At 44.2% G+C, this 17,852-nt stretch carries 15 protein-coding genes and 1 riboswitch; of the genes, 4 read left to right on the forward strand and 11 right to left on the reverse strand.

Annotated elements, in window-relative coordinates; translation table 11 throughout:
• Nucleotides 1–25: 25 nt before the first annotated feature.
• Both ptsP and RRU94_RS20440 read right to left on the reverse strand, forming a co-directional pair.
• Complete coding sequence (gene ptsP, locus RRU94_RS20435) at nucleotides 26–1,747, reverse strand: phosphoenolpyruvate--protein phosphotransferase (RefSeq protein ID WP_315692708.1); 1,722 nt, start codon at nucleotides 1,745–1,747, stop codon at nucleotides 26–28.
• A 2-nt stretch (nucleotides 1,748–1,749) separates the two neighbouring features.
• Nucleotides 1,750–2,016, reverse strand: a complete 267-nt coding sequence (locus RRU94_RS20440) for a phosphocarrier protein HPr (protein ID WP_315692710.1) — start codon at nucleotides 2,014–2,016, stop codon at nucleotides 1,750–1,752.
• 144 nt (nucleotides 2,017–2,160) lie between these two features.
• On the opposite strand from RRU94_RS20440, the gene RRU94_RS20445 reads away from it, so the two are divergent.
• Nucleotides 2,161–2,541, forward strand: a complete 381-nt coding sequence (locus tag RRU94_RS20445; protein ID WP_315692711.1) for a PilZ domain-containing protein — start codon at nucleotides 2,161–2,163, stop codon at nucleotides 2,539–2,541.
• Here RRU94_RS20445 and RRU94_RS20450 read toward each other — a convergent pair.
• Both RRU94_RS20450 and RRU94_RS20455 read right to left on the reverse strand, forming a co-directional pair.
• A complete protein-coding gene (locus tag RRU94_RS20450) occupies nucleotides 2,538–3,272 on the reverse strand; it encodes an SDR family NAD(P)-dependent oxidoreductase (RefSeq protein WP_315692712.1) in 735 nt (244 codons plus the stop codon). The two genes, RRU94_RS20445 and RRU94_RS20450, sit on opposite strands and share 4 nt — an antisense overlap.
• Nucleotides 3,273–3,284: 12 nt before the next feature.
• Nucleotides 3,285–3,479, reverse strand: coding sequence for a hypothetical protein (locus tag RRU94_RS20455; RefSeq protein WP_251270388.1), 195 nt, complete (start codon nucleotides 3,477–3,479; stop codon nucleotides 3,285–3,287).
• A gap of 172 nt (nucleotides 3,480–3,651) precedes the next feature.
• Between RRU94_RS20455 and RRU94_RS20460 the strand changes: the two genes are divergently transcribed.
• The gene (locus RRU94_RS20460) at nucleotides 3,652–3,831 is read left to right on the forward strand and encodes a YkvS family protein (RefSeq protein ID WP_069939554.1); all 180 of its coding nucleotides are present in this window, start codon (nucleotides 3,652–3,654) and stop codon (nucleotides 3,829–3,831) included.
• Between the two features lie 38 nt (nucleotides 3,832–3,869).
• Here the strand turns inward: RRU94_RS20460 and RRU94_RS20465 are convergent, their stop codons facing one another.
• The 3 genes from RRU94_RS20465 to RRU94_RS20475 form a co-directional block, all read right to left on the reverse strand.
• Nucleotides 3,870–6,002 carry an ATP-dependent Clp protease ATP-binding subunit gene (locus RRU94_RS20465; RefSeq protein ID WP_315692713.1) on the reverse strand — a complete coding sequence of 711 codons (2,133 nt, stop codon included), beginning with the start codon at nucleotides 6,000–6,002 and terminating at the stop codon, nucleotides 3,870–3,872.
• A gap of 516 nt (nucleotides 6,003–6,518) precedes the next feature.
• Nucleotides 6,519–7,127 (reverse strand): CPBP family intramembrane glutamic endopeptidase, encoded by a 609-nt coding sequence (locus RRU94_RS20470; protein WP_315692714.1) that lies wholly within the window; start codon nucleotides 7,125–7,127, stop codon nucleotides 6,519–6,521.
• A gap of 64 nt (nucleotides 7,128–7,191) precedes the next feature.
• Nucleotides 7,192–7,629: a MarR family winged helix-turn-helix transcriptional regulator gene (locus RRU94_RS20475; protein WP_251270391.1), complete on the reverse strand. Its 438-nt coding sequence runs from the start codon at nucleotides 7,627–7,629 to the stop codon at nucleotides 7,192–7,194.
• Nucleotides 7,630–7,803: 174 nt separating this feature from the next.
• Here RRU94_RS20475 and RRU94_RS20480 point away from each other — a divergent pair, with 174 nt between their 5' ends.
• A complete protein-coding gene (locus tag RRU94_RS20480; RefSeq protein ID WP_315692715.1) occupies nucleotides 7,804–8,805 on the forward strand; it encodes an acyltransferase family protein in 1,002 nt (333 codons plus the stop codon).
• Nucleotides 8,802–10,547, forward strand: a complete 1,746-nt coding sequence (locus tag RRU94_RS20485) for a B12-binding domain-containing radical SAM protein (protein WP_315692716.1) — start codon at nucleotides 8,802–8,804, stop codon at nucleotides 10,545–10,547. The genes RRU94_RS20480 and RRU94_RS20485 overlap by 4 nt, the downstream gene beginning before the upstream one ends.
• Nucleotides 10,548–10,582: 35 nt before the next feature.
• On the opposite strand, the gene RRU94_RS20490 is transcribed toward RRU94_RS20485, so the two are convergent.
• The 4 genes from RRU94_RS20490 to RRU94_RS20505 all read right to left on the reverse strand — a co-directional run bounded on the left by RRU94_RS20490 (nucleotide 10,583) and on the right by RRU94_RS20505 (nucleotide 17,705).
• Nucleotides 10,583–11,809, reverse strand: coding sequence for an NAD(P)/FAD-dependent oxidoreductase (locus tag RRU94_RS20490; protein ID WP_315692717.1), 1,227 nt, complete (start codon nucleotides 11,807–11,809; stop codon nucleotides 10,583–10,585).
• 110 nt (nucleotides 11,810–11,919) lie between these two features.
• Entirely contained in the window at nucleotides 11,920–12,705 is a 786-nt protein-coding gene (locus tag RRU94_RS20495; RefSeq protein WP_315692718.1) for a TerC family protein, read from the reverse strand.
• A 102-nt stretch (nucleotides 12,706–12,807) separates the two neighbouring features.
• A riboswitch (yybP-ykoY riboswitch) is annotated at nucleotides 12,808–12,911 on the reverse strand.
• Nucleotides 12,912–12,945: 34 nt separating this feature from the next.
• The gene (locus RRU94_RS20500) at nucleotides 12,946–16,020 is read right to left on the reverse strand and encodes an efflux RND transporter permease subunit (protein WP_315692720.1); all 3,075 of its coding nucleotides are present in this window, start codon (nucleotides 16,018–16,020) and stop codon (nucleotides 12,946–12,948) included.
• Nucleotides 16,021–16,133: 113 nt separating this feature from the next.
• On the reverse strand, nucleotides 16,134–17,705 hold the full coding sequence (locus RRU94_RS20505; RefSeq protein ID WP_315692722.1) for a peptide chain release factor 3: 1,572 nt from the start codon (nucleotides 17,703–17,705) through the stop codon (nucleotides 16,134–16,136).
• Between the last annotated feature and the right edge of the window lie 147 nt (nucleotides 17,706–17,852).

Below are 17,852 nucleotides of genomic sequence, written 5' to 3' on the forward strand. Positions count from 1 at the left end.
CGTTTTTTCTACTTTTACACCTTTTTTATGAATTTTTTTTGATGGATTGAACAAGTTCTACAACTTCTTCAGCTGTTGACATTTGGATTGCTTTTGCTGCCAGCTCTTCCATGTCTGCTTTTGACAAATGTTTCATTTGCGCACGTGCTTTTAGGATGGATGTGGCACTCATTGAGAATTCATCAAGGCCTAGACCTAAAAGTAATGGAATCGCTGTTTCATCTCCGGCCATTTCACCGCACATGCCAGCCCATTTGCCTTCTTTGTGCGCCGCTTCAATAACCATTTTAACAAGACGCAGAATAGACGGATTGTACGGCTGGTACAAGTAAGATACACGTTCGTTCATACGGTCTGCCGCCATTGTGTATTGAATCAAGTCGTTTGTGCCAATTGAGAAAAAGTCTACTTCTTTTGCAAACAAGTCAGCAATAACAGCTGTTGATGGAATTTCCACCATGATGCCAAGCTCGATGTGTTCTGCAATGCTTACGCCTTCTGCTTCAAGTTTTGCACGCTCTTCTAAAAGAACGGCTTTTGCCTGGCGGAATTCGTTTACGGTCGCAATCATCGGGAACATGATTTTCAAGTTTCCATAAATGCTCGCACGAAGCAGAGCACGAAGCTGCGTACGGAAAATATCCTGCTCTTCTAAGCAAAGACGAATCGCACGGAAACCAAGGAATGGGTTCATTTCATGCGGCAGGTTCAAGTATGGAAGCTCTTTATCACCGCCGATATCCAATGTGCGAACAACGACCGGTTTGCCTTCCATGCCTTCTAAAACAGCTTTGTAAGATTCAAATTGCTCTTCTTCTGTAGGCAGGTTATCGCGGCCCATGTATAAAAATTCTGTACGGTACAAGCCAACGCCTTCTCCGCCGTTTGCTTTTACCCCTTCAAGGTCTGCAGGCGTCCCAATGTTAGCCGCAAGCTCAACGTGGCGGCCGTCCGCTGTAACCGTTTGTTCGTTTACAAGCTTCGCCCATTCCGCTTTTTGCTGCGCGTATGCTTCTGCACGTTTTTTGTATTCTGCTGCTACTTCTTCTGTCGGGTTAATGTGTACTTCCCCTTGAAGACCGTCAATGATAATCATGTCACCGTTTTGAATATCTGTTGTTGCATTTTTCGTTCCAACAACCGCTGGAATTTCCAATGAACGTGCCATGATCGCAGAGTGCGACGTACGGCCGCCGATATCTGTTGTAAATCCTTTAACGAATTCACGGTTCAGCTGAGCGGTCATAGAAGGCGTTAAATCTTCTGCAACGACAACGACCTCCTCTGCAATCAAAGCAGGTGCTGGAAGATCTACACCAAGAAGCGCTGCCAATACACGTTTTGTTACGTCTTTAATATCTGCTGCGCGCTCTTTCATGTATTCATTATCCATCGCTTCAAACATGCCGATAAACATGTTTGCTGTTTCTTGAAGCGCGTATTCTGCATTCACAGACTCTGATTTAATTTTGTCTTCAATCGGTCCAGTAAGTTCTGGATCGTTTAACACAAGCAGGTGAGCTTCGAAAATAGCCGCTTTATCGTCTCCTAAATCCTTGCGTGCTTTTTCTTTGATTACTTCAAGTTCTGCTTCTGATTTTTTCAACGCTGCGCGGAAACGCTCCGCTTCAGCTGCAGCATCTGCTATATCCTTTTTCTCAACTGTTAAGTCTGGTTCCATTAAGCGGTAAGCTTTTGCAAATGAAATTCCGTCTGATGCGCCAATTCCTTTTAATATCGCTGCCATTATTAGTTTGCCAGCCCTTCGTTTTGGAGTAGTGTTTCAATCGCTTGGAGTGCAGCTTCTTCATCACTGCCTTCTGCTGAAATCGTAATTTCAGCACCTTTGCCGATTCCAAGTGACATTACACCCATGATGGATTTTAAGTTCACTGTTTTACCGTTAAATTCAAGATTTATATCGCTTGAGAATTTGCTTGCTGTTTGAACAAGCAGCGTTGCAGGACGTGCATGAATGCCTGTGTCTGCTGTTACTGTAAAAGTTTTTTTCGACATGGATCGTCTCTCCTTCATACATTTTTCTTCATAGAGAATAGCATTAAATTTCATTTCTCTCAACGATCGAGTTTTTTCAAGTTGCTGCTTCTCCCTTTATCTTTTAAAATAGACAAATATAGACAAGTGTAAGGAGTTTTTGGCATGTATTATAAAAGACAAGAAGCGTTTCGCTATGCTTTTTCCGAATCAATTCCAGCGGTTTGCGAAGTATTCGAGTCCACCGGTCCAGATGAAAGAAAAAAAGTTCAATCGTTTGATGCTTTTATCCTTGATATCAGCCCCAGTGGATTAAAAGCGGCTTCAAAAGAGGCTCTTGACCCAGCAGCCGCTCCGATTCTCGTTTTTACTTTTGAGCTGGCTGGTACGCTTATTTCTTTTCCAGGAAAAATAATTCGGCAGCGACAAGCCGGCAGTGTATATCACTACGGTGTTCAAAGCGACGGAAACGAAGCATTGAAAAACCAAATTATTGACTCGCTTAAAAGGTACACGAAAGAGCAATTGAAAAAGTCGAAACGTTAATGAACATAAATCATTTTGCGCGTCATTCCACCGTCAATAACCAAATTTTCTCCGGTTACGAAAGTATTTTCTGGGTCGGTAAGATATAAACAGGCTTTGGCTACATCCTCCGGCCTGCCGACCCGGCCTGCTGGATGCTGGCCATGATCTTCCGGCCGCAGCTTCGTGTAGTCACCTGTTTCAATCCAGCCGGGACTAATACTGTTTACCCGTATTCCCTTCTCACCTAATGTCACGGAAAGCGCATGAGTCAACGAATAAATGGCTCCTTTTGACGCTGCATACAATTCTGTATGAGGCTCTGACATACTTTGCCGAGTTGAGCACATATTTACGATGGCGCTGCCGCTTTTCATATAGCGGGCGGCTTCGCGGGAACAAAACAGGACGCTTGCTGCATTAGTGGTCATTATTTTGTCCCAGTCTGTTTTCTTTATGTCCCAGATAGAGCCAAAAGAAGAAACTCCTGCATTGTTAATTAAGATGTCAATGCCGCCGTATTCCTGGTTAATCTGCGCAAACAATTCTGCCATTTTGTCTGTATTTCCTACATCCGCACAATAAAACGCCGCGTTATAACCGGATTGCTTCCATTCCTGAACAACTGTCCGGCCTTCCTCTTTCATATCTACAATAATTGTATTGGCACCTTTTGCGGCGAAAGCATAGGCTGTTGCTCTGCCAATCCCATTTGCCCCGCCTGTTACGATAACGGTTTTGTTCTTGAACATGCTTCCACTCCTTTAGCTTCGAGGTGCTTCCATATATTCATATTCAGTGTGGCCACCGTGCTTGGCAATGCCTCGGAAATGTTTAAAGTCAGCCTGTTGAATAAGCACCTGCCGAAACGAAAGAAAATCATTTCGTTCAATGTGTACACGTGCAACAGTTCCATTGCGAAGGCTTTCAAGATATCCCGCAGCTTCTTCTGCAGTCACGCTCCTCACCTCCTATTAAAATAGTCGAAAAATTAACACAACACCGTGTAAAATCCTTTACTATTTTCAAAAAATAAGGCAAAATTTATTTTAATACCTTTCGCTAACGTTTTCATTATAAAAGAAAACGAGAGAAAATGGTATCGTCAATTGTCGAAAAGGAGCGAAACAGATGACTAAAGCAGAAGTCGGCAACATTATTGAATTTAAAGACGGCCTACGCGGGATCGTCGAAAAAGTAAATGAAAACTCCGTCATTGTTGATTTGACAATAATGGAAGATTTCGATGAGCGCGAATTAGAAGAAAAAACAGTCGTTAACCATAAAAATTATATCATCGTCCATGCATGAAAAAAAGAGCGGATTCTAGAATCCGCTCTTTTGTTTATTTACACTGATTGAATCGTAATTTGATCGTTTTCAACTACTGCTTTTAAATGCGAAGCATTTGGATGATCGATCATAAAGTCAGCGATTGCATCTTCAATATGCTTTTGAATTGCCCGGCGAAGCGGCCGTGCCCCAAATTGAGGGTTGAAGCCGATCTCAGCCAGCTTTTCTTTTACTGCTGCATCCACATCAATTTTCATTTGCTGCTCCGCAAGCATATCATTCAAGTCGCCGAGCATCAAATCAACAATCTGGATAAGCTCTTCTTTGCCAAGCGCTTCAAACTCGATAATCGCGTCGAAACGGTTTAGAAATTCCGGCTTGAAGAAATCAGACAATGAGTCAAGAACAGAATCATCGGATTTTTGAGCCTGCTTGTCAAAGCCGACTGTTATATTTTTTCTGCCGACACCAGCGTTGCTTGTCATAATAATAACGCACTCTTTGAAACTTACCGTCCGTCCCTGACTGTCTGTTAATCTGCCATCTTCCATTATTTGCAGGAACATATGCTGAACATCAGGGTGTGCTTTTTCAATTTCATCAAGCAAAATAATGCTGTATGGATTACGGCGCACTTTTTCTGTTAACTGACCTGCTTCTTCAAATCCTACATATCCCGGAGGAGAACCAATCAGTTTAGACACACTGTGTTTCTCCATAAACTCACTCATGTCCAGGCGAATAAGGGCTTCTTTAGAGCCGAATAACTCTTCTGCCAATGTTTTTGTTAATTCTGTTTTACCAACCCCTGTTGGTCCGACAAACAGGAATGAACCAATTGGTCGGTTTTTCGCTTTTAAGCCGGCACGGCTGCGACGGATCGCTTTCGCCACTTTTTGAACGGCTCTTTTTTGCCCAATTACCTTGCCGGCAAGATTTTCTTCAAGATGTTTGATTTGAAGCTGTTCATCTTGATGAAGCTTTCCAACCGGAATGCCTGTTTTGCTTGCAATTAATGATTGAATCACTTCTGCTGTGACGATTGGTGCCTCAGCCGCTGTACCGCCTTGAGCCAGTTTTTGTTCCAGCGCAGTTTCTTCGTCACGCCATTTTGCTGCTTCTTCATATGCTTCCTTCTGCAGCGCTTCTTCTTTACGCTTTGCTGCCTCGGAAAGCTGTTCTTGAATAGAAGCTGTATCAGACGGGTCAATGGTCAAGTTTAACTTAGAACCCGCTTCGTCAAGAAGGTCAATTGCTTTGTCCGGCAGGAATCGGTCCTGGATATAACGGTGTGACAGAGCGGCACACGCTTGAATCGCTTCTTCAGTGTAAGTAACCTGGTGGAAGTCTTCATAATGCTTCTGCAGACCTTTTAAAATATGAATCGTTTCTTCTACGTTTGGTTCCGCGACTTGCACCGGCTGAAAGCGGCGTTCAAGCGCTGCATCTTTTTCGATTTGACGGTATTCTTTTAATGTTGTTGCACCAATCAATTGCATTTCACCGCGGGCAAGGGCCGGTTTTAAAATATTGCCGGCATCCATAGAGCCTTCTGCTGACCCCGCTCCAACCAGCTGATGAATTTCATCAATAAAAAGAAGGAGATTTTTCCGCGTTTTTACTTCTTCAATGATTTGTTTCATACGCTCTTCAAATTGCCCGCGCACACCTGTACCGGCAACAAGGGAAGCAACATCTAGCACATATACTTCTTTGCCTGTCAATTTCGACGGCACTCGTCCTTCTGCAATGTAAAGAGCAAGCCCTTCTGCAATCGCCGTTTTACCAACACCAGGCTCCCCAATCAGAACAGGGTTGTTTTTATTTCTTCTGTTTAAAATTTCAATCACACGCGCGACTTCTTTATCTCGGCCGATCACCGGGTCAATTAATCCGGCTTTGGCAAGTGAGGACAGATTGCGTCCGAATTGATCGAGAATCCCTCCGCGTCCCGCTCCAGCTGGCGGTACTTGCTGCTTCATTGCCTGCTGCGGATTTGGTGATTGCATTCCTTTCATAAACTCATCAAATGGAAAACCGAATGATCCAAAATTCATGTTCATTCCTCCCATAGTTTGTTTTTCTTTTTGAAAGCATGCATCACATAAATGATACTGTGCTGATTGACCATTGACACGGACATTCATTTGCACATTCGCACGATGCTGCTGGCATTTTTGACATTTCATCCACGTCATCCCCTTCATTTTGACTTTGACTATATTTGACTATACTTTTATTATAATTTGACCTTTTTTGACTTTCAACTTTTCTGCTCACCATAAATGGCTGCAACTAAAGAAAAGTTCAACTTACATAGAAGAAATGGATTCTTGTTCTGCTTTTTCCCTTCATTGCAAGTTCGTTTAAAAAGGTTTGAAAGTTTCGTTGTTCTTAATTTTGACCATCTTTGACTATAATTCTATTATAAACTGACCTTTTTTGACCTTCAACTTTTCTGCTCAATATGACGTGCCTAAGGAAAACAGCGCGAGCGAGCATAAGGAGAACAAAAGCAAGTTCAGCTTCTCCAAGAGAAAACTGCTCCCTCTGGCTTTTGAACTGCTGTGCAAGTTGGCCTAAAAGGTTTTGCGAGTATTTATTATGTTCAACTTTGACCATCTCTGACCATGTATTTATTATACTTTGACCTTTTTTGACTTTCAAGTACTTTTTCAAAAAAAATAAAGTGCCAAAAAGGCACTTTATGCAAGCGGCAAAAAAACAACAAAAAGCAAATCAAAGATTAAGTGAGAAATAATGAGCATTGGTATACTTTTGCGCCATATATATAAGCTTCCCCAAAACAAGCCGCCGCAAAGAGCTGCCATCATCCAAAGCCATTCACCGGAAAAAACAAAAACAGAAGCGTAAAACAGTGCCGCTGTCACCATAGCTGCCCACTTGTTCATATAGCGGCCGAGGCGCTTTTGGATAAATCCCCGAAAAAACAATTCTTCTCCAGGAATGATAATCAGCACAAGAACGATATAATGCCAAATAAATACGGGGCTGAATAAAGCATAGATAGAAGAAACATGCCCCTCTGCCGATACAGGCATCAGCTTCAGCAGTGCATATCCAGCCGCAAAGAGTGCGTATAAAACAACCCCAGACAAGATACCGTATAGCATAAACCGGTTTGTATTCTGCTGATCATCGATCGGCTCGCTTATAATTGAAATACTAATAAAAAACAAAGTAGCTGCTGTGTAAATATACCAAAAAATATCTTTATCCAAGAAAGTTACATATAAAAGAACGTATGCCGCTGCCACTCCGAGAATAAAGCGCCAGTCTTTCCATAGTGCCATTCATAAAGCTCCTTTCCTTAATCCGAGTTATTTTACCATATAAAACTCAGATTCGGCAAAAGCGTTACGACAAGTTTTTAATAGACAGCCCCAGTTTTCTTAAAATAGCTGTTGCCTGTTCGACTTCTTCTTCCGACAGCACACTCACAAGATCATGAATGTTTTGCTCATGCACTGGAAAAATGCGCTCAATCAGTTCTGTTCCTGCTTCCGTGATAGCGGCATGGGTAATGCGCCGGTCGTGTGGGCAGGCTACCCGTTTTAGCAGCTGCTTTTTCTCAAGCTTATCCACAACATATGTAATACTGCCGCTTGCAAGCAGGATTTTCCCGCCGATTTGCTGAAGCGGCTGAGGCCCTTTATGATATAACAGTTCCAGTACGGCAAATTCTGTCGGATTAAGGCCGGACTTTTGAATAAACCCATTGACCTGCTCGTTTACCACTTTATATGCGCGCGATAGCACAATAAATAATTTTAACGATTTTTCACTTTCTTTCATTATTATTCCCCTGCCTGTCTATTCATTTCTTCATTTATACGTTACACATTTTTGCTTCCTTTTGGAAGCAGGAATCTGCCATTTTCCATAATTTCCACAGCGGTTTTTGTCGATTTCCTTTCTCGGTCGTGTATAATAACGTCATGTGTTTACTCTATTAAACAGGTGATCTTATTGAAAAAACGTGATAATTATTTTGACAACGTTCGGTTTTTTCTTATTTTTTTGGTGGTATTTGGTCATCTTCTTCGTCCATATATTCACACCAGTCCGTTCCTTTATGCTCTTTATATGGTAATCTATTCTTTTCATATGCCAGCTTTTATTTTGATTTCCGGCTTTTTCGCCAAAAGCATAAAGCGGCCGGGCTATATTAAAAAAGCGGCCGAAAAGCTGCTGATTCCATTTCTTATTTTTCAATGTGTGTATTCGGTTTTTTATTTTTGGATCGACCATGAAGAAGCTCTTTCCGTAAGATTGCTGATTCCTGAATGGTCGCTTTGGTTTTTAATGAGCCTATTCCTTTGGCATGTATTGCTTTTAGGCACCGTTAAATGGCTGAAAAACCCGTTTATTGCGCTTATCCTTTCGGTAGCAGCCGGTGTTGGAATCGGCTTGGTCAATGAATCACTGACTGTTTTAAGCATCGGCCGGACATTTGTGTTTTTCCCGTTCTTTTTAGCGGGCTATTACGCGAAAAAAGAATGGTTCCAGCCGTTGTTCCGCATGCGGTCACGCATTCCGCTGTTTCTTTTTGCAGCCGGGCTGTTTGCATACTGCTATACGCATACAACGATGCAGATTGAGTGGCTGTTTGGCTCCCAATCGTACGCGGCGCTCGGCGCTGACGGAACAGATGGTTTGCTTTTACGATTGTTTGTTTATGCTGTTAATATCGTCATGATTGCTTTTTTTCTTTCCGTCGTGCCGCATAAAGTCTTTTTCTTTACCGCATGGGGACGCAATACATTATACGTGTACTTGCTGCATGGTTTTTTTGTTCAGTCATCACGGCGTGTAGAAACACTGGAACTGCCGCCGTCTCTGCTTGTTTTGTTTGGAACGGCTGCTGTTTTAACATTTGCCCTGGCGTCTCCATGGACAGCCGCCCTGTTCCGCCCATTTTTGGAGCTGAAACGCCCTAGCTTTTTCATTAAAAAGGAGAATAAATCGTGAATATTACTGTTTGCACATTAAATGCAAAATATATCCATACTAATTTAGCGATCCGTTACTTGAAATCTTACTGTGAGGACGCCTATAATATCCGGCTGGCCGAGTATACGATCAAAGATCCTGCCATGAATATTGTATCCGACTTGTACAGCCACAAACCCGATGTGATCGGCTTCAGCTGCTACATCTGGAATATTGAAGAAACGATCCGCGTAGCCGGCATGATTAAAAAAGTACTGCCTGAGTGTACGATTGTCTTTGGCGGTCCGGAAGTGACTTATGATGTTCCATACTGGCTGGACCGGCTTACAGATGTCGACTTTATTGCGATCGGTGAAGGAGAAAAAACGTTCCGTATGCTGCTCGATCAGCTGTCGGGAGAGCGCGACTTTTCCAAAGTGCCCGGCCTTGCCTACAAAGAAAACGGCAAACAGCATATTCAGCCCCAGACGAATAAAATCGACCTGCGCGAGCTGCCTTCCCCGTTTCGCTTTGAAGAAGACCTGGATTCGCTGTCTAAGCGAATTACCTACATTGAAACAAGCCGCGGCTGTCCATTCCGCTGCCAATTCTGCTTATCGTCTATTGAGACCGGAGTGCGCTATTTTGACCGCGAGAAAATAAAAGACGATATTCGTTTTCTGATGAAAAACGGGGCTAAAACCATTAAATTTGTTGATCGGACATTTAATATCAGCCGCAGCTATGCAATGGAAATGTTTCAGTTTCTCATTGATGAGCATGTGCCCGGCACTGTATTTCAATTCGAGATTACAGGCGACATTATGCGCCCGGAAGTGATTCAATTTTTAAATGAGAACGCCCCGGCCGGTTTGTTTCGCTTTGAAATCGGGGTACAGTCGACCAATGACGGCGTAAACGAGCTCGTTCAGCGAAAACAAAACTGGGAAAAACTGGTACGAACCGTGACGATGGTAAAGGAAGGCGGTAAAATTGAGCAGCATCTTGATTTGATCGCCGGCCTGCCGGAAGAAAATTACGATTCATTCCGCAATACGTTTAATGACGTATTTGCCCTTCGGCCGGAAGAGCTGCAGCTTGGCTTCTTAAAGCTGCTTCGCGGAACAGGTCTGCGTCTGAGCGCTCCTCAATACGGCTATCAGTACATGGATCAAGCGCCGTATGAAATGCTGTCAAACCGGGTGCTTCCATTCGATGAAGTGATTCGTATTAAACACACGGAAGACGTGCTTGAAAAGTACTGGAACGATCACCGGACCGATGAGACGATTGATTATATTACACGCCATCTCGCCGAAACACCGTTTGACTTTTTCCAGGATTTCGGTACATTTTGGGAAGCGAACGGCTGGAGCCGTATCGGCCACCAGCTGGAGGATTTGTTTAAACGACTGGATTCGTTTGTGCGGACCGCTTATCCGAATGACGCGGCTCATGTGGAGAGTATTATGAAGTATGATTATTTAGCCAATCAGCGCTTTAAGCCGCGTAAGCCTTGGTGGAATACAGACGAGTCTGCTCAGCGGAAAGCAACCTATCAGCAGCTTGCCGTCCATCCTCTTCTTGCCGGTGAGTCGTTCGCATCTCTCGGGCTTCGCGAAAAAGAACTGCATAAGCATACGATCCTAGAGCCCGTTACAATGCAAAAACGAAACGGCGCCTGGGTACAAGAAGACGGCTGGCTGCTTGTTTACTTCCAGCCAAACGGTGCCGGCTCTTCGTCCTACTTTTTTCCGTCCCGTTTAACGGCAGCTATGTAAACCAAAAGCGGCAGGCCTTTCCGGCCTGCCGCTTTTTACTTTGGTTCATAAACCCGCTCTTTTGAATAAAATGAAAAAGCCGCATCCCTTTTTCCCATTAAAAACCGGGCGATCAGACGGGATAGAAACAAGCTGTACACCACTCCGTTGCCGCCATAGCCAAGCAGGAACAAACTGTTGGGCACATGGCTGTACTGGCCGATGATGGGCTGCCCGTCCTGCGTATGGGCAAACGACCCGCTCCAGCTGTACTCCGCGCGTATTTTTCCTTTTAAAGACGGGAACCATGCCTCAGCTTCTCCAATAAGCTTCTCCGTCTTTGCCGGCATTTTTCGATCACGCGCACTTCCTTCTGAAGCCGGTTCATCAAGTCCGCCGATTACAATGCGCCGGTCTGCTGTTGTCCGGGCGTAGTAGTAAGGGCGGTTGGATTCCCAGATCATAACGCCATCCTTCCAAAACGATAAATCCTCTACTGGGTTCGTTATAATCGCATAGCTGCTTTCAACGACTGCATTTGGGTCCTTTACCGTTTCCTGCGTTTCATACCCCTGGGCAAAAATGGCTTTTTTCGCTTTAAGTAAATGGCCGGTCTCTGTTCGCAGAACGACACCGGCTTCATCCGCTTTTTTTAAACTTACTTCTGTTTGCTCAAATACACGGACCCCTTCTTCGGCAGCCGCCCTTACAAGTCCATGTGTGAGCTTGAATGGATTAACCTCTGCATCGCCTTTTGCGATAATAGCGGCCGGCCGGCTGAAAGGAACCCATTTTTTCATTTCCTCTCTTTCCACATAGTCAACATCAAACCCGGCTTCTTTTAAAGCAGCATATTCAGTTTGTATTTTGCCGATATCTTCTTCACTGCTCGCGAAAAATAAACTGCTGCGCATGACCAGGTCCGGATCAATCGGCAGCGACGGGACGATATCGTTTTGAAGATAGCGGATCGCATCATAACAGCGCCAATAATGATCAACGGCTGGCCTTTTGCCAAATGAACGGATCGCTTCATGCAAAAGCTGGTCGTTGGCAAACTGCAGTAATCCTGTGTTCGCGCTTGAGCTTCCCGCGGCCACTGTCCGTTTTTCAACGAGCACGACGTCAAAGCCTGTGTTTCTTAATTCATAAGCGGTACAGGCGCCTGATACACCTGCACCGATAATCACAACATCACACTCTATATCCTCTTTTACAGATGAATAAACCGGCGCTTCTCTCAATGTTTCCGGCCAGTACACACTTCCTGATTTTAAATCCATAGCTGTGTCTCCTTTTTCTTATCCGTCTCTATCTATACGCCTAAAACATAGTTTTCAAACAAAAAAACACATCGAACTGTGACATTCGATGTGTTTTAAAGTTTTTTGCTTTAAGCGCTGGCGTTTTCACTGCTTTCTTCAGGCCCCTTCGCGCGGGCAACTAAATAACCGCCTGCAGCAATTGCAAGGAGAACACCCCAGAAAACGAGCTTCCACGGTTTTGATTCAGGAAAATGCTCATCCAGCACTGCCAGGGACGGGTGAGACAATGTAAAGACTGCCAGCTTCACGCCGACCCAGCCGACAATTAAAAATGCAGCTGTTTCGAGTGTTGGATATTTTTGCAGAAGACGGACAAACCAGGTAGCCGCAAAGCGCATAATAATCACACCGATAAATCCGCCAAGGAACATCACCAAAAACTGCCCGGAATCAATGCCGCCAATCTGGCCCCAGCCTGTTTCCGGAAGCGTAACGGCTAATGCTACAGCCGCCAGCATCGAATCAATGGCAAATGCAATATCCGCCACTTCTACTTTTAAGACCGTCATCCAAAAAGAAGAGCCGCGCAAATCCTTTTCGAGTCCATGTCCTTCGATCTTTCTGTCTTCTTTCCACTTTTTGTACAAATGACTGACACAGATAAAGAACAGATAAAGAGCGCCAATCGCTTGTACCTGCCATACTTGTACGAGAAACGAAATAAGGAACAGTGCCGCAATACGAAAAACAAGAGCGCCCATCAATCCGTAAAACAGTGCTTTTTTCTGCTCCTCTTTCGGCAGGTGTTTGACCATAACCGCCATGACGACAGCATTGTCTGCTGCTAAAATCCCTTCCAAAATAATCAGGACTCCGAGTACCCATGCATACTCCAGTAATAAAGCTGTATCCATTTGCCCATCTCCTTCCAATATCTTTTTTGGAAGCGGGCATAAAGAAAACAAAAAAAGCGAGACCTTTGCCTGTAATAAAAATTACAGACAAAGGTCTCGCTAAGCATGTGTGGTCTTCTTCATGCCAGCAGCGCCGATGGATAAATCCATGAAGTGACGACGCTGCTTTAGGTTTGCACCTAACGCTACTCCCCTTCGACTATTCGTCAAAGAAATTTATTTTTCACACTATTAGTATATTCAATTCTTTTTAGTTTGTAAACTTTTTTCTTTTTTTGTCCCCCGATCAAAAAAACTAAACACAACCGGAATAACAAAAAGCGTTAAAAACGTACTAGAAACCAAACCGCCGATTACAACAACACTCATAGGCTGGTTGATCTCCGTCCCGCTTCCGATTCCAGATGCGAGGGGAATTAACCCGAGAATGGCGGTTAAAGCAGTCATTAAGATCGGTCGCACTCTGTCTTTAACAGATTGAACAACGGCTTCATGACCGGACAATCCATCTTTTTTCTGCTGCAAAATGTAATCCACCATCAAAATCGCATTGGTTACCACAATACCGACAAGGATCAAAATACCGATAATAGCCGGCACACTGATTGGAAGGTTTGTTAAAAGAAGAGACAAAGCCACACCAATCACCGCAAGCGGAACGGTAAACATAATCACAAATGGATACTTGAAGGATTCATACTGGGCAGCCATCACGATATAAACAAGGATAATGGCCAGCACCATTGCCGTCACAATATCACCTTTTGAATTATCCAGCAGTTCCTGATCACCGCTGTAGGATACGATCGTGCTGTCCGCCAGGTTTAAGCCGGCGATTTTTTCATCTGCTGCTGAAGAAATATCACCTAAATTTTGTGAAGCCGAATAAGTGACTGTAAACTGCACCGCATCCTGACTTTTAATGCGTCGAATGGACACAGGCCCGTTTTCCAACTGAATATCAGCAATGGTTTCCAGTGAAACAAAGTTTCCTGATGGTGTCTTCACCTGCATATCTCTTAAAGCGTTTATATTTTTCGTTACATTCTCGTCATAGCGCACGTAAACCGTTTTTACTTCTGATGAGCCTTCTTCAATCAATTGAGTTGCAAACACACCACGGGTTGCGCTGTTCACAACCTGGGCTACTTGCGCCGGTGCGAGCCCCGCTTGAAGTGCTTGTTCCCGTTTTACCGTCATCTGCACCTCTTGAATGGTTTCGTCACGGTCCGTCCGTACATCAGTTACACCATCAATACGTTCAATTTCGGATTGAATAGGTTCAATCGCTTTGTTCAGCCGGTCGGGATGAATGTCCCGCACGTTAAAGGTTAATGTCTGTGGTGCGGTTCCAGACGCTGACTGGAGGTTGAAAGTGACCTCTGCCGTTTTGTTGATACGCTTGGCAGCTTGTTCTGCCTCGGGCTTTATTTCATCTACAAAATCAAAAATAGAGCGGCCGCGGTCTTCTTTCATTTTCACATACATTTCTGCTTCGTTTGACGAATTGGTTCCACCAAATGAGCTTTCCTGCGTAGAGCCAATCAAGCTGACATAAACTTGAATATCTTCTTTTTCTGCCATAACATCTTCAACGGCCTGTACCACTTTTTCTGTTTCTTTGAATGAGGTGCCATTTTCTGTTTCTACTTCAACCGTGACAAACCCTTCGTCTGTCGGAGGCAAAAACTGTGTACCAGCTTTTGTTAAACCGAATACTCCGGCTGCAAAAAGAATAAATGCAATCGTTAAAACAGTTGCGCGGTGTGCAAGTGACCACCTGACCCCCCTTTCAAGCAATAAAAGCGGGCGGGACTGCTGGCGCTTTTCTTCTACACCCGGCGGAAGTGCGGTCAAAAATCGGCTGGCCATCATAGGAATGACGGTAACCGCTACAACAAGCGAAGCAAACAAGCTGAATGAAATGGTCCAAGCAAACTCTTTTAAAATTTGTCCTAAAATACCTGAGATAAAAATAATGGGCAAAAACACCGCGACCGTTGTCAGCGTAGAAGCAGTGATCGCTACGCCTACTTCGTTTGTGCCATCATAAGCAGCCGTTTTCGGATCCTTTCCCATTGAGAGGTGACGATAGATATTTTCAATGACGACAATCGCATTATCGACAAGCATCCCAATCCCAAGAGCGAGTGCGCCGAGCGTCATAATGTTTAAATCAAACCCTGCCAGAAACATAAGAACAAACGTCACGATCACGGAATAAGGAATGGCCACGCCAATAATCAACGGGCTTCTTACATTCCTCAAGAAAAAGAATAATGCCGCCATCGCAAGAGCGCCGCCTACAAAGAGAGAATTTGCGATATTACCGATGGCCAGGCGAATATAATCTCCTTGATCTGATAAAATGTCTGCTTTAATTCCTTTGTACTCATCCCTTGCCAGCAGCTCATCCAGTTTTTCCTGGAACCCTTCAGACACCTCAGCGGTATTTGCGTTTGACTCCTGCAAAACATTTAGCAGCACAGCCGGTTTTTCATTAGCCCGTGTGATTGTATTCTCATTAAGCGGTTTTTTTTCAACGGAGGCTACGTCGGCAATGGTTACTTTTTCTCCAGTGAGCGGATTGACTGATACAGTCAAGTTTTTGATATCGTCTAAAGAGGTAATCTGGCTGATAACACGTGTCGTCAATGTTTTATTATCCGCCTCCACAGTACTTCCGGGCAGTGAGACGTTATTTGCTCCAATCAGCTGAACGACTGTTGACTGATCAATGCCATATTGTTTCATTTTTTCCTCGTCTAAACCGACTATTACCTCATCTGCTGTAAGCCCTGTTACAGACACATTCGCGACCCCTTCTACAGCAGACAAATCCGTCTGCAGTGTTTCCGTCAATCCCTTCAAATCCGCTTTTCCGTCTGACTGAAGAGATAGCTGAATAATTGGAAACTGCGATGGATCAAACTTTAGAAACTGAGGTTCCCCCGCTCCTTCCGGCATCGGCGTTTGACCGATCCGCTGTAGTACATCGTTTTGGACATCGTCAATATTCGTACTCCAGGAAAATTCAAGTAAAATAAAATTGGAACCTTCCCGAGAAGTGGAAGAGATATTTTCAATTCCCGGAAGCGTTGACAGGCTTCGTTCAAGCGGCCTTGTCACTTTTTCGGAGACTTCCGTCGGACCCGCTCCTTCATAGGTTGTCACAACAACCGCGATGGGCGGATTTAAATCCGGAATCAGCTTAAGCGGAATGCGCAAAAGTGAAACGATCCCAAGAATAATGACTAAAAACATAATAACCATCGTGAATACCGGCCGTTCAATCGAAAACTTGCTTATCTTCAATCCATTTCCTCCTTTTTACGGAATTGCTATTCTTTCACTATACCGAATGAATGGCTTTCTGACCAAATCGAACACGTTAAAATAAAAAAAGCCTCGATAGACGAGGCTTTTTTTTACCCAATTAAGTTATACAAACGGATATTTGGATGCTTATCCTGGAACCAGCGGAGCGCAAAGTCATTTTCAAACAAGAAAACAAGCTTGCCGTGACGGTCGCGCACAAGCGTGCTGCGCGAAGACGACATGGCATCGGTAATATCCTCTTCGTTTTCAATCCAGCGGGCAATTTTTTGGCCGATTGGCTCCATGCGCACTTCTGAATTGTATTCGCCGATCATCCGGTGCTCAAATACTTCAAACTGGAGCTGCCCGACAGCCCCGAGAATATACTCTTCTGTACGGACCGTTTTATACATTTGAATGGCGCCTTCCTGTACAAGCTGCTCGATTCCTTTATGGAAGCTTTTTTGCTTCATCACATTTTTCGCTGCTACTTTTACAAACAGCTCCGGAGTAAACTGAGGCAGCTTTTCAAATTGGAAAATAGGCTTGCCGCCTGTAAGGGTATCGCCAATTTGGTACGTTCCTGTATCGTATAGTCCGATGATGTCCCCACTAACCGCTTCATTGACCGTACTGCGGTCGTCCGCTAAAAATTGTGTGGATTGGGACACCTTTGTTGTTTTTCCTGTCCGGGCAAGTGTAACCGCCATGCCGCGCTCAAACTTGCCGGAGCAAATACGCAGAAAAGCAATCCGGTCACGGTGAGCCGGGTTCATATTCGCCTGGATTTTAAAAATAAAGCCGGAAAATTGTTCGTTCAGCGGGTCAATTTCACCTGCATCAGCGTTGCGCGGCTGTGGCGGCGGCGCAAACTGGAGATACGTTTCTAAAAAGGTCTGTACGCCAAAGTTTGTGAGTGCGCTGCCGAAAAAGACGGGTGATAATTCACCTGAATTAATTTTTTCCCGCGAAAACTCATTGCCTGCTTCTTCAAGCAGTAAAATATCATCCATCGCTTCTGTGTAAAGAGAAGATTCTTTAATAGGATGGTCGACCGCAATATGCCCCTCTTCATCAAGCGGCAAAAAACGATCCGCTTCTTCTGTACGGAATTGCTCAACCCGCTTGTTATAACGGTCATAAATGCCAAAAAACTCTTTCCCCATGCCAATCGGCCAGTTCATAGGATAAGACTGAATGCCGAGCACCTCTTCAAGCTCCTCCAGCAGTTCAAGCGGCATTTTCCCCTGGCGGTCCAATTTATTAATGAACGTAAAAATCGGAATACCGCGCATGCGGCATACTTTAAATAATTTGAGTGTCTGGGCTTCAATCCCCTTTGCCGCATCGACAATCATTACGGCACTGTCAACCGCCATCAGCGTCCGGTACGTGTCTTCCGAGAAATCCTGGTGACCCGGTGTATCCAAAATGTTTACATTGTACCCTTCGTAAGCAAACTGCATAACAGAAGAGGTTACGGAAATTCCCCGCTGCTTTTCGATTTCCATCCAGTCAGATGTAGCAAATTTGCCTGTTTTCTTTCCTTTTACCGTTCCGGCGTCACGGATTGCACCGCCGAATAGGAGCAACTTCTCTGTCATTGTCGTTTTCCCGGCATCCGGGTGAGAGATAATTGCAAACGTTCGTCTTGATAATACATCTTCTTTAAATGATGCCATTCTGTTCTTCCTTTCTTTCCTTACACATTTATATTCTGTTAAATCAGATAAGCTATATAAGTAAGTATTATTTTAATGTTGCGTCTTTTTCCAAACAGTTGAATCGCCAACGCTGTTAATTATAAACTAGTCAGATGTGGATGTGTA

The sequence above is a fragment of the Domibacillus sp. DTU_2020_1001157_1_SI_ALB_TIR_016 genome, from assembly GCF_032341995.1.
Lineage (GTDB): Bacteria > Bacillota > Bacilli > Bacillales > Domibacillaceae > Domibacillus > Domibacillus indicus_A.